Here is a 12,824-nt window from a genome sequence, read left to right as displayed (position 1 = left end):
TTTTCTTTAATCGTTAAAATATTCAACAGCATTGTGATAAGCAATATCCTTAGCCATTTGACCTATTGCGTCATAATCGTTTGGAACTTCACCCTCTACCATCCATTGTCCCAAATAAGAAGCAAGGATGCGACGGAAATAATCATGACGTTGATAAGACAAGAAGCTTCGAGAGTCTGTTAACATCCCAACAAAATTTGCTAGTACACCTTGTTCAGCAAGGGCCGTCATTTGGCTTAGCATACCAGACTTTGTATCTGCAAACCACCAACCAGCACCAAACTGAAGGTAGGATTTAATCCCTTCTTCGTTAGTTTGGAAGTTGGCTAGAGTATTAGCAACAATAATGTTGTAGCTAGGATTTAAGTTATACCAAATCATTTTTGGTAGATTGTTTTGTTGAGCTAAATGATCCAAAAGTCGATTCATGTTAATAGCCAGTGCTGTTTGATCACCAAGCGAATCCACCCCGACATCACTTCCTAATTGTTGAAAAATGCCAGAATGATTATTACGCAAAGCTCCAAAATGAACCTGTGTTACAAAGCCATATTGTTTATAAAGGCGACAAAGTTCTGCAAATACTGCCGTTTGCCATTGATTGATTTCCAACTGGTTTGGCTGATAGCCTTCTTGAACAGTTTTCAAAAGACTATCCAAAGTCTCTTTATCAGCTTCTTCAAAGACAATCTCGGTAAAGCTAATATCACTTGCTTTGCAGCCTTTTTCAGCAAAATAAGCGACACGCTTTTCCAGAGCGTCGATAACGTCTTGAAATTCTTCAATTGATACTGCTGTCACCTGACTCAATCGACGAATGAAATCTGTAAAGTTTCGATGTTCGATAAAAGCCTCATCTGGACGAAAGGTCGGTGCAACAGTCGTGTCAAAACTAACATCGTCAGCTAATTTTTGATGCCATTCTAAAGAATCCAAAGGATGATCTGTCGTTCCGATAAACGTCACCTGACTATCCTTAATCAGTTTACGTGGGCTAATCTTTTTAGTTTTTAGCGTTTCATTAATCCGATGGTAAATATCTTCAGCATTTTCTTCTGTTAACACCTCATCAATCCCAAAGACGTTTTTTAACTCCATGGCTGACCAATGATACACAGGATTGCCATAAGAACGTGAGAGACTGCGCGCAAAGGCTTTGAACTTATCTAATTTAGAAGCTGCTCCTGTGATATAGTCTTCAGAGACACCGTGCGCCCGCATGAGACGCCATTTGTAATGATCACCACCCAGCCATAAATCAACGATATTGTCATAGACCTTATCCTCAAAAATTTCTTTTGGATCAAGATGGCAATGGTAGTCAAAAATCGGTTGATCCTTAATTTGATCATACAGTTTTAGAGCTGGCTCGCTCGTTAACATAAAAGTTTCGTCATTAAATCCCATCTTATTCTCCTACAGCTGCAATAAATTCTTTTGCAATCTCAGTCACTGAATCATATCCATCATCAGCGACACATGCTACCAAGGCAGAACCGATACCTACAGCACAAGCTCCAGCCTTTTTCCAATCAGCAACATTGGCTACGGATACTCCCCCAGATGGCATTAAATCCACTTGAGGAATCGGACCGTGAATATCTTTAATGAAACTTGGTCCTACAATGCCTCCAGGAAAAATCTTGATGATCGAACAGCCAGCTTCCATTGCCGTAACCACCTCAGTCGCCGTAGCACAACCTGGGAAGTAAAGATTTTTAGTTTCTTTTGCTACACCTTGAATCTCAGCAGAAAAATGCGGACTAACTAAGAATTTCGCACCAGCAACAATCGCTTCTTTAGCAAGTTTAACTGTCATCACAGTTCCTGCCCCAATAACGACATCATCACAGTTCTCAAACTCTTCTGTCAAATCACGAATAACCTGAGGGGCATTGGGTGTTGAAAAGGTGATTTCAATATTTCGAATCCCTCCCTCAATAGCACGTCGCGCAATCTCTTTCGCATCATTTTCATCTTTGCCACGTATAACGGCAAAGAAATAATTTTCTTTTAGAACATTTAACATAGCCCCCTCCTTTTTTTGTAATCGTTATCATGAATTAATTATAAAATTCATCAGATGATTTGTCAAGAGTTTTCTGCTTAAATATAAAAAGATTGGGGATAGCCCCAATCTTTTTATATATGCTATAGGTAGCTAATCATTCGTTAGATTTCGGCAGTCCATGTAGTTCAATTTTCTTTTCGTACCAGTTATCTAACACAGTTTGTCTGACGGTTAAGATATGAGACATCATACTATCATAAGCACCTATTGGGTGCCTTGCTTTAATAGCGTTTACGATATTACGATGAGCCTCAATACTAGCTTGTTTCATCTGACGATTTGTGTAATCTTCATTGATGATTTGTATGGATTCATTAATCACAGGAATCAAACTTTTAACCGCAATGTTCCCACTCATTTCCGCTATTAAACTGTGGAATGCCACATCTAGCTCTAAATGTTTTGGATCATCAGCTTTTAGTGCTTCTTCAATAGCCAGAGCAAGTTTTTCCAAACGCTCAATGTCTTCTTCTTTAGCAAATTGGGCGGCACGTTCAGCAATTCTTGGTTCCAAAAGATACCTTAATTCAAATAAATCTGTCGTTAATTTGATGCGATCTTTGACAAAAGCAAATCCAAAGGGATCTTCAGCAACTCCTTGTTTGGAACTAATATAAGTTCCTGAGCCTTGTCTGACCTCTAAAATATTACGAGCCACAAGACTTCTAACAGCTTCTCGGACGGTACTACGTCCCACATCTAGCACTTCTGACAGATCATATTCGTTTGGTAATTTTTGTCCAACTTCAAACCCCTGCTTCAAAATAAATTGCAAGAGGCGTTCTGCTGTTTTTTCAACCAGTGGACGCGCTGCCATAATTGTTCCTCCTTAAACCTTTTATGGTTATTATACTACTTTTTAGCTTTATAACCATAATTCGGAACACTATCCCAGCGTTTTTTAAAACTCCTAACAATACTCTTTGGCTGACGATTTCTTGAAAACAGTCCTTTGTGATTACCTTGTACTCTCAGTATCATCAGATTTGTTTCAAAATCAGCAAAATTCCACACTTGCTCACCTACGATATTGGCAATTTCATCAAAGACTTTATGATTCATATCATAAAAATCAATTTGGAATTCTTCTGTATAAGGGATATTCCACATGGAATGAAGACCTGGAAGAGTATCTGCTCCGTATTCTGTCATGATGATTGGTTTATCTGGATAAAGCGCTTGCCAATCTTCTAACTCTTTCCGCAAGCCTTCTTCTGCTTTTTTCAAATCACCGTGATGCACATACCAGCCGTAATAGCGGTTAAGGCAAATAACATCAACCAAATCCATAACTTTATCATGTTCTGGATCAGCCATCATGATATTAACCAAGGTTACAGGGCGTTTTTCAGGATCTAAATCCTTGTATAGCTTAATTAAAGGTTCAAAATACTCGTGCGCCCCGTCCTCATGACTTGCTGGCTCATTAGCCACGACCCACATAACAACCGAAGGGTGATTCTTATCTCTTTGAACCAATTCGCTAATCACTTGTTCATGGGCCGCTTTCGTCTCTAAACGTTTCCACGTCTCATTGCCTCCTCGAGATGCATCTAGCGAAGCATTAAAATTGTGGAAAAGCCCGACAGCAGGAACTTCATCGATAACAACAATCCCTAGTCTATCAGCTAAGCGCATCATCTCTTCAGAATAAGGATAATGTGAGGTTCTGAAGGAATTGGCACCGATTTCTTTAAGCAAGTTCAGATCGAGCAAATTAGCTGCCTCATTCAACCCACGACCATTGATAAAAGTATCTTCATGTTTTCCGAAACCTTTAAAGTAAAAAGGTTTTTCATTAATAAAGAATTGACCGTCCGCCACTCGAACACTTCGAATACCAAACGGCTCATCATAAACATCTAAAACCTTACCATCCTTGATAAGTTCAACATGTGCAGTGTAAAGATAAGCATCCAAAACTTCCCATAGACGAACATCTAGCAGCTCAGCCTGACCATTTTCCAAGACGGCAACTTCTTGTTGATTTTCATCAAAAATACTTACTTTAACATCATCGACAGGCTGACTGCTGGTCACATCCACTTTTACAACAGCAGAAGTCATATCATCAGATAGTTGGCTCGTGATAACAAGATCTGATAGATGGATTTTAGGGCGAATCACTAACTTCACTGGGCGATGAATCCCCGCATAGTTGAAGAAATCAAAGTTCTCCTGAACTTTCTTTTTAAGACTACCATCTTCTTGAAGTTCTTCGCTATAATTCCCAACTGGCAACGTCGTATAATTGAGTTCATTATTTGCACAGATAGAAACTTTGAGACGACTTTCTTTCATCAAGTGATCAGGCATAAGCACCTCAAACGGTGTAAAGCCGCCGCGATGCTCTCCAAGCAATTCCCCATTCACATAGACTTTGGCATAATGAGTCACAGAACCAAAGCGTAAAACAGCTTCTTGCTCTTTGTTAATATCAGGAATCTCAACAAAACGTTCATACCAAAAATCACCAATATAATCTCGCTTAGCTTGATCTACAAGCACATCGTTAAAAGAGGTCGGAACAGTCATAACCTCATCTGAAGCTAAGAGCTCTTGGGGATTATGGTCACCAAGTTTAAAATTCCATAAACCATTTAAATCATAAACATTACGTGTTTTCGTTAAAATTGGGTATAACATATCTTTTTCTCCTTATCGTTTAATATCCAAGTCACCTTTTTTCATAAACTGTTCAATATCATCTTTAGTGACGATATTGATGTCACCTTCAATGGTATGTTTAAATTTGAAGCTAGCCATACCGAGTTCTAAAACTTCTGGAACTGAAACATTTTCAAGCAATCCATAAATAATCCCAGCCGTATAGGCATCGCCAGTTCCTACGCGATCCAAAACTTGAATAGCCTCCCTATCCGTTTCATGTAGGATAACTTCTTGAGCATCATAGAGGTAGGCTTTTAACAAATACTCATTGGTTGCGCCAATTTCTCTTTCTGTAAAGGCGATGTATTTCAAACCATAATGATCAGCCATTGTCTCTAAAACGGTTAACAGAACCTCACGATTTTTGTAAGGTCTCGTCAATCCTAACTCATCCTTCAAATCCCCTCCTTTATCCGTCAATAGGGAAACAGGTTCAATCCCAATACAGACATCCGCCATAGCAACCAACTTAGACAGATCGTCACGCGCTTGTTGAAAAGAGTCCCAAAGGCTTTCTCGGTAATTTAAATCAAATGAAATAGGGATATTTTTTTCCTTTGCTTTAGTCATTAAAGCAAGAGCAATAGCGCAAATATTGGGATTCAAAGCTACCGTTATGCCACTAACATGAAGCCAATCCATATCCTCAACAATAGCCTCTAAATCATAATCTGATAATTGCGACTCGTAAAATGACGAGAACTTGCGATCATAAAGAACACGACTATTTCTTAGAGAAAAACCTTTTTGGTAGTAATAAATTCCCAATCTATCCCCACTTTTCACCAAATGTTCTTGTCCAATTTGGTGAGCAAATAAGAATGATTCTGCCATATGTCCCAAGTCATTATCAGGAATGGCTGACACCAGAGAAACTGTATGCCCTAATTGCCCCAAAGTCGATAGAACATTCAATTCAGATCCACCAAACTGACAGTCTAATTGAGTAGCCTGTGTCAAGGTTTGATGTTGTGGGGGCGACAATCTTAACATGATTTCACCAAATGCAACAACTTTTTTCTTCAATTTTTTATCCTCCCCTAGTATAAAAGCAGTTGCTTCAAAAAGGGCAACTGCAATTCATTTTATTTATCATCTACTGGATATTTTGATAAATCAACATAATCCATATCTGACAATGGAACATTTTTAGCAATAGCCATAGCACGTTCTTTATCACGAGCCGCTTTCATCGTATGAATTTTTTCTTGAATTTGAACCATCGTTTCTTTATCAAGTTTATAGAATTTCATCAAGAAAAGTGAGACTAGTAAGAAAACTGCTGGGATAATGGCAAATAAAATAATTGTCATCATTTTCAACTCTGGTGTCAAAGGTGTTTCTGCCGTTGGATAGTCTTTGGCAAAACCAATTGAAGTAAGAGCCCAACCCACAACCATCGGTGCAAAGGAAGATGCCACTGAATCCGTTAATGAGAAAATAGTTCCAATCATACCTGAAACATACCGCCCTGATACAGAAGTTTCATAGTCTGAAATATCAGCTCCCATCGTCAAAACAAGACTTGACGGCGCTGATGAGAAGTAGCGCGCAAAGATATAGGCAATAACAAAAGCAATGCTATATGGTGTCCATTTTGTAAAACTCAAGCCACCTTGTTCACCGAAGAAAAGAAGAGATCCCATAGCCATCAAACCAACGATACCAATCTGCAGAGCTAAAATATAAGCCCTTCGAAGCCCTCTTTTACGCGCCACACTGGCTGCAAAGGTTGTTACGAGTATATTTGGTATGACCATCATCGCTGAGATAGCACCAGATAAGGCATAGTTACCAAAAAGAATCCCAAAAAGCATGACCGTGACAACAGCATCGCCAAACAATTGTGCACAGAATTTGACAAGAGCGGCAGACAAGGAAAGGACTTGCAAAGGTTTATTTCCTTTAATAACTTGCCAGTAATCTTTGAGTGATGTTTTCTTGTTTTTCTCACCACCTAGTCCAAAGTATTTAGAATTATCTTTTTTCCAAATACCAATAATGGCAAATACGGCAAGGGCTGCTGAAATAAGGATAACCTGCCACATCAATTCAATAAAGAAACTTTCCGTAAAGCCGCCATGTTTTTTGACTAAATAACTAGAAACGACAATCTGACTTCCTGAAAATAAAATAGCTGTCATGATACCATCAACAATGTTAAAGATAGGACGTTGCTTAGGATCATTAGTAAGAGCAGTTTGACCAGCTTTGGTAATGGTTTGTTGCATAGAATAACCAATTTTATGGGTAATTAAAGCCACAATAAACAATGGCATAACCATTCCTTTACCAAAATGATGGATATTGAACAAGAATAGAAATGATAGAGCTGTAATCAAGTTACCTAAGACAAGAATAGGACGATATTTACCAAATTTAGTATTCGTCTTATCAATTAAGGCACCGATAGCTGGGTCAATAAACCCGTCAAAAATACGAATATAACCCATCAACTGACTAACAAATATAGCCGCTAAACCAAGGACACCAGTAGAAAAATAAGCAACAAAACTAAAGGCTACCAGATAAATATTGGTAGACGTATTATTTGCGGCAAATAAAATAATCTGCCACAGTTTCGCCCGATTGTAGGTAACATCTTCACTTCGATCCTTTTTATGACTCATCATAAGTCGCCTCCTTGAAGCTTTCTTTTGAAAGCGTTTTTATTTATCTACATTTTATTATTCATCAGATGATTTGTCAATATATTTTTTGTTTAAAATTAAAAAAGAGTGTTTTTTAGAAAAAACACTCTAAATTCATCTGATAATTATTGTTTGAGATTACTTTTATAGACTATCCTTTATTTCGCTTCCCAGCGTAAACGCATCTGATAATCAGCTAAGGCTTCTTCTGCTTCTGGGTGGGATAAAAGTTGATAATGGAGGATTAATTCTCGATCGTCCTGATTTAATGCAAACTGTGTGGTTTTGGTAACCAAGCGTTGCAAGCCAATCGGCGAAGGGATTTGTGCTTGTGCATAGGTATCTTTTTCAAATTTCATCATACTCTGAGGCTCGCTAAACCGTGTAACAGTCAATTCACTCGCATTAAATTTCAAAATAACACGCTCATTTTCCGAATTAGTATAAATGAGATAAGAAAAATCCCCCTTCTCCTTATACTCCCCATGAGCTTCTTCGTGAACCATATCGATGTCCTGATCCATCATAATTTTGTTATCAATGATAATTTTCATAATGTCTTCCTTCATTTTGGTCTTATCATTGTACCAATTTATGAGCTTTCCAGCAATTTTTGCTATAATAAAATTAACTTACGCCATTGAAAGGAAATGCTATGAAAGAAAAAGTTTTCCGAGACCCCATTCACAATTACATCCATGTCAAGGAACCTATCATCGCTCAACTGATCGATACCAAAGAATTTCAGCGTCTCCGTCGTATCAAACAAGTCCCTACAACCTCTTATACTTTTCACGGTGCTGAACATAATCGCTTTTCACACTGCCTTGGTGTCTATGATATTGCCCGTCGTATCACAGAGATTTTTGAAGCACAATACCCTCAACAATGGAATCCCGCAGAATCATTAATAACAATGGTGGCAGGCCTCCTTCATGACATTGGTCACGGTGCCTACTCTCATACTTTTGAGAGACTCTTTGAAACAGACCACGAAGCCTACACTCAAGAAATCATCACCAATTCTGAAACTGAAGTTAATGCCGTTCTTCGGCAGGTGTCACCCGATTTTCCAGAGCAAGTTGCTAGTGTCATCAACCACACCTACCCCAACAAACAAGTCGTACAACTTATTTCTAGTCAAATTGACTGTGACCGTATGGATTATTTACTTCGTGATTCCTACTACACAGGTACATCCTATGGACAGTTTGATTTAACAAGAATTCTACGTGTCATTCAGCCTGTTGAAAATGGGATTGTCTTTGCTAAAAATGGCATGCACGCTGTCGAGGACTATCTAATCGGCCGTTATCAAATGTACATGCAAGTCTATTTTCACCCATCCAGTCGTGCCATGGAAGTTCTCCTACAAAATCTTCTCAAAAGGGCTAAAACTCTCTATCAAACAACACCCAACTATTTTCAACAAACAGCGCCAAATCTCATTCCTTTCTTTGAAAAGCAGTCAAGCCTATCAGACTATCTATCCTTAGATGATGGCGTTATGAATACCTATTTTCAGGCTTGGATGACGAGTGAGGACAGTATCCTCAAAGACTTGGCTAGCCGTTTCATCAATCGTAAACTCTTAACCTCCATCAGTTTTGACACGGAAAATCAGTCGCAGTTGATTGAAATGACAAACTTGGTGAGACAGACCGGATTTGATCCCGATTATTATACAGGAGTTCATATCAATCTCGATTTGCCCTACGATGTTTATAAACCTGAAAGCGATAAACCTAGGACGCAAATAGACATCGCCGAAAAAGATGGCAGTAAACAAGAGTTATCATCGCTATCAACGCTGGTAGGAGCTCTGTCCGGCAATATTCACGGAGATCGTCGCTTCTACTTCCCAAAAGAAATGTTGCAAACAGATGATCTATTCGCCCAAGACAAGATCACATTTCAAAAAAATATCACTAATGGCCACCTGACCACCACCCTATAACCTAAGCTCTGCCATGACAAAATGGCAGTTTTTTAGTAAACTAGATAGGAAACACTTTTTACGAAAAAAGGAGACGACCATGTCTATCAAACTAGTTGCTATCGATATTGATGGTACTTTATTAAACGACAATCGAGAAATCACACCAGAAGTTTTTCAGGCTATTCAAGATGCCAAAGCTGCTGGTGTCAAAATTATTATCACTACAGGACGCCCCATCGCAGGTGTTACCAAAATGCTAGATGACCTCAATCTACGTGATAAGGGTGATTATGTCATCACCTTCAATGGTGGCTTAGTTCAAGAAACCGATACAGGTTCTGACATTGTTAAAGTTCCTCTTTCATACGAGGAATACCTTGATATTGAATTGATGGCTAGAAAACTTGGTGTCCATATGCATGCCATCACTAAAGATGGTATTTACACAGCCAACCGTAATATCGGCAAATACACTATCCACGAGGCGACACTGGTAGACATGCCAGTTTATTACCGTACACCTGAAGAAATGGCTGATAAGGAAATCGTTAAAATCATGTTCATTGATGAACCAGACATTCTTGATGAAGCTATTGCAAACATTCCCGAAGAATTTGCCAATCGTTTCATGTTAGTCAAATCTAAACCGTTCTATCTTGAAGTCGTTGACAAGGGTGTCAGCAAAGGAAATGCTATCAAAGCACTCGCTAAACAACTTGGGATTACTATGGACGAAACGATGGCTATTGGAGACGAAGAAAACGATCGTGCCATGCTCGAAGTCGTTGGTACTCCAGTCGTCATGGAAAACGGTGTACCAGAGCTCAAAAAAATTGCCAAGTACATCACCAAATCAAATGAAGAATCTGGTGTTGCATATGCTATTAGAGAGTGGGTATTGAAGTAATGACATATTCTGTAAAAATTGGTATCTCTCCCGAAGAGCACGACCAGTTTGTCATCCATCATCCCTTAACAAACCTACTACAGTCTAGTTCTTGGGCTAAGATTAAGGATACTTGGGGAAATGACCGCATAGGGTTCTATAATAATGGACAGCTAGTTGCTGTTGCTTCTGTCTTGGTTCAACCACTGCCGCTGGGCTTTACCATGATTTATATCCCTCGTGGACCTGTTATGGACTATGGCAATAAAGAGCTTCTAGCATTTGTTCTTGAACAGTTAAAAAAATATGGTAAGCAGAAAAAAGCCCTCTTTATCAAATGCGATCCATTCATCCTCTTAGCCGATCATCACGTCGATGAAGAATTAAATGAGAAACTATTCGGTCACGATGTTATCAACAATCTAACCGATGCTGGTGCTGAATGGACAGGACGAACAGAGGATTTATCTCAAAATATCCAACCACGTTTTCAAGCCAATATCTATGCAGAAGGTTTCTCAGAAGCGGCTCTACCTAAGAAAATCCGTCAAAGTATTCGTACTTCACGCAATAAAGGTGTAGAAATTGTTTTTGGAAGTATAGACCTCGTTGATGATTTTGCCAAACTCATGAAAAAGACTGAAGATCGTAAACAGATTCATCTTCGTGGGCAAGATTACTACGAAAAATTACTAAAAACCTACGGCGACGATGCCTTTATTACCATGGCAAAGGTCAATCTCAAAGAGCGCCTAGCCATCGCTGAAAAAGGACTCGAAGACGCTCTGGCATTACAAGCAACTTTCACTTCAGAAAATCGTCAAAATAAAGTCAAATCAACCGAGAACGATATCAAACGCTTCGAAAAAGAGATCCATTTTTTCAATGAAAAATTAGCTAGTGGTCAAGAAATAGTCCCATTAGCAGGAACACTCTCTATTAACTACGGAGACACTTCAGAAAATATTTACGCCGGTATGGACGAAGAATACAGACAGTACAACGCTCCTCTTATCACCTGGTTTGAAACCGCAAGTCATGCCTTTGAAAAAGGAGCTAAATGGCAAAATATGGGAGGAATTGAAAACAAATTAGACGGCGGTTTGTACCAATTCAAATCAAAATTCAATCCAATGATTGAAGAATTTATTGGAGAATTTAATATCCCTGTCAACCCACTTCTCTATCGCTTATCCAACACTGCCTATACGTTACGCAAAAAATTAAGGAGCAAATATTAAGATGCCTGTAAAAGCATTAACTTGGGACATTTTTGATCATTTTGTTAATCAAGCCCAACATCGCAGTTTTGAACAATCTTCTGAGATGGGCTACCTTCTCGAAAAGCGAGGCTATCAGGTATCTCCTGTCGGTTATGTCGACGACAATGACCTTGTTCAAGTAGCAGCCATCTTATATAGTACACCTGTAGCTGGTGGTCTTTATTCAGAAATCCACTATGGCCCTGTATATGATGACAGTCAATACTTAAAACCTTTCCTTGAAGGGTTAAAAGTATTTGTTAAACAACACAATACTATTGAACTAGCTGTTAAACCTTATGATAGTTATCAGCGTTATGATGACAATGGCAATGAAATCTCAGATAAAAATCAAGAATTACTAAATACCTTCAAAGAAGCTGGCTATGAGTTTCAAGGATTAACAACTGGTTTTAAAAGTAGTGACTGGCATTATGTTAAATCATTAGAAAACATCGAGCCCGCCAAACTCCTAAATAGTTTTAGTAAAAAAGGTAAGGCACTGGTAAAAAAAGCCAACACTTTCGGCATTAGCATCCGTCAATTAAAACGTCATGAATTAGATTTGTTCAAAAAAGTTACTTCTGCGACATCTGATCGCCGTGACTATGACGATAAACCACTTGAGTACTACGAATATTTGTATGATGGCTTCAAAGATAAAGCAAAATTTCTTGTTGCCAGTCTCAACTTCCAAGATTACCTTGATCACCTAACCAAAGATCAAGATAAATTAAAGGCAAAAATGACAAAACTTGAGAATGATTTAGAACAAAATCCAAACTCAGAGAAAAAGCGTAATCAACACCGTGAATTTAGCAGTCAGTCCGAAACATTTGACACTCGAAAAGCTGAAGCACAGGATTTTATTGCAAAATATGGTGATCAAGATATCATTTTAGCAGGCAGCCTCTTTATTCAAATGCCGCAAGAAACAACCTACTTCTTTAGTGGCTCCTACCCTGAATTTAACAAATTTTATGCCCCTGCCCTTCTTCAAGAATACATCATGAAAGATAGTATTGAAAAAGGCATCTTAAACTACAACCTTTTAGGTGTCGAAGGTACTTTTGATGGTAGTGATGGTATTCTTCGTTTCAAACAAAATTTTAATGGTTATATCGAAAGAAGACCAGGTAGTTTTAATTATTATCCAAAACCTCTAAAATTGAAAGCTATTCAAATAATCAAAAAAATATTAAGACGGTAAATAGGAGCGTTTTTAGTCAAATACACGAGCGGACAATTTCGGTTTCTAACAATGTTATTGATATTGTCAAACGCAATTTAAAGCTATCAACTGATGTAGTATTCTCAAATAGTCAAGGACAGCCGATCAATCTTG

At 38.5% G+C, this 12,824-nt stretch carries 11 protein-coding genes; 4 read left to right on the top strand and 7 right to left on the bottom strand.

Annotated elements, in window-relative coordinates:
* Positions 1–6 precede the first annotated feature (6 nt).
* The 7 genes from uxaC to ACMZ6U_RS02340 all read right to left on the bottom strand — a co-directional run bounded on the left by uxaC (position 7) and on the right by ACMZ6U_RS02340 (position 7,946).
* A complete protein-coding gene (gene uxaC / locus ACMZ6U_RS02370) occupies positions 7–1,407 on the bottom strand; it encodes a glucuronate isomerase (protein ID WP_416106047.1) in 1,401 nt (466 codons plus the stop codon).
* 1 nt (position 1,408) lies between these two features.
* Positions 1,409–2,029, bottom strand: coding sequence for a bifunctional 4-hydroxy-2-oxoglutarate aldolase/2-dehydro-3-deoxy-phosphogluconate aldolase (locus ACMZ6U_RS02365; protein WP_416106046.1), 621 nt, complete (start codon positions 2,027–2,029; stop codon positions 1,409–1,411).
* Positions 2,030–2,165: 136 nt separating this feature from the next.
* Complete coding sequence (locus ACMZ6U_RS02360; RefSeq protein WP_416106045.1) at positions 2,166–2,888, bottom strand: FadR/GntR family transcriptional regulator; 723 nt, start codon at positions 2,886–2,888, stop codon at positions 2,166–2,168.
* A gap of 35 nt (positions 2,889–2,923) precedes the next feature.
* Positions 2,924–4,717, bottom strand: a complete 1,794-nt coding sequence (uidA, locus tag ACMZ6U_RS02355) for a beta-glucuronidase (RefSeq protein ID WP_416106044.1) — start codon at positions 4,715–4,717, stop codon at positions 2,924–2,926.
* A 12-nt stretch (positions 4,718–4,729) separates the two neighbouring features.
* A complete protein-coding gene (locus tag ACMZ6U_RS02350) occupies positions 4,730–5,767 on the bottom strand; it encodes a sugar kinase (RefSeq protein ID WP_416106043.1) in 1,038 nt (345 codons plus the stop codon).
* A gap of 59 nt (positions 5,768–5,826) precedes the next feature.
* Positions 5,827–7,374, bottom strand: a complete 1,548-nt coding sequence (locus ACMZ6U_RS02345; RefSeq protein WP_416106042.1) for an MFS transporter — start codon at positions 7,372–7,374, stop codon at positions 5,827–5,829.
* Positions 7,375–7,550: 176 nt separating this feature from the next.
* Positions 7,551–7,946: a DUF1934 domain-containing protein gene (locus tag ACMZ6U_RS02340; RefSeq protein WP_416106041.1), complete on the bottom strand. Its 396-nt coding sequence runs from the start codon at positions 7,944–7,946 to the stop codon at positions 7,551–7,553.
* A 101-nt stretch (positions 7,947–8,047) separates the two neighbouring features.
* Between ACMZ6U_RS02340 and ACMZ6U_RS02335 the strand changes: the two genes are divergently transcribed.
* The 4 genes from ACMZ6U_RS02335 (at position 8,048) to ACMZ6U_RS02320 (ending at position 12,689) form a co-directional block, all read left to right on the top strand.
* Positions 8,048–9,349 carry an HD domain-containing protein gene (locus ACMZ6U_RS02335; RefSeq protein WP_416106040.1) on the top strand — a complete coding sequence of 434 codons (1,302 nt, stop codon included), beginning with the start codon at positions 8,048–8,050 and terminating at the stop codon, positions 9,347–9,349.
* Positions 9,350–9,428: 79 nt separating this feature from the next.
* Entirely contained in the window at positions 9,429–10,238 is an 810-nt protein-coding gene (yidA, locus tag ACMZ6U_RS02330; protein ID WP_416106039.1) for a sugar-phosphatase, read from the top strand.
* Positions 10,238–11,458 carry an aminoacyltransferase gene (locus ACMZ6U_RS02325; protein ID WP_416106038.1) on the top strand — a complete coding sequence of 407 codons (1,221 nt, stop codon included), beginning with the start codon at positions 10,238–10,240 and terminating at the stop codon, positions 11,456–11,458. Before yidA ends, ACMZ6U_RS02325 begins: the two co-directional genes overlap by 1 nt.
* A gap of 1 nt (position 11,459) precedes the next feature.
* Entirely contained in the window at positions 11,460–12,689 is a 1,230-nt protein-coding gene (locus ACMZ6U_RS02320) for an aminoacyltransferase (protein WP_416106037.1), read from the top strand.
* Positions 12,690–12,824: the final 135 nt, after the last annotated feature.

Source organism: Streptococcus pluranimalium, assembly GCF_047785745.1.
Classification (GTDB): Bacteria; Bacillota; Bacilli; order Lactobacillales; family Streptococcaceae; genus Streptococcus; species Streptococcus pluranimalium_B.
Note: the sequence above shows the minus strand (reverse complement) of the source record. Positions and strands in the feature narration are given on the sequence as shown.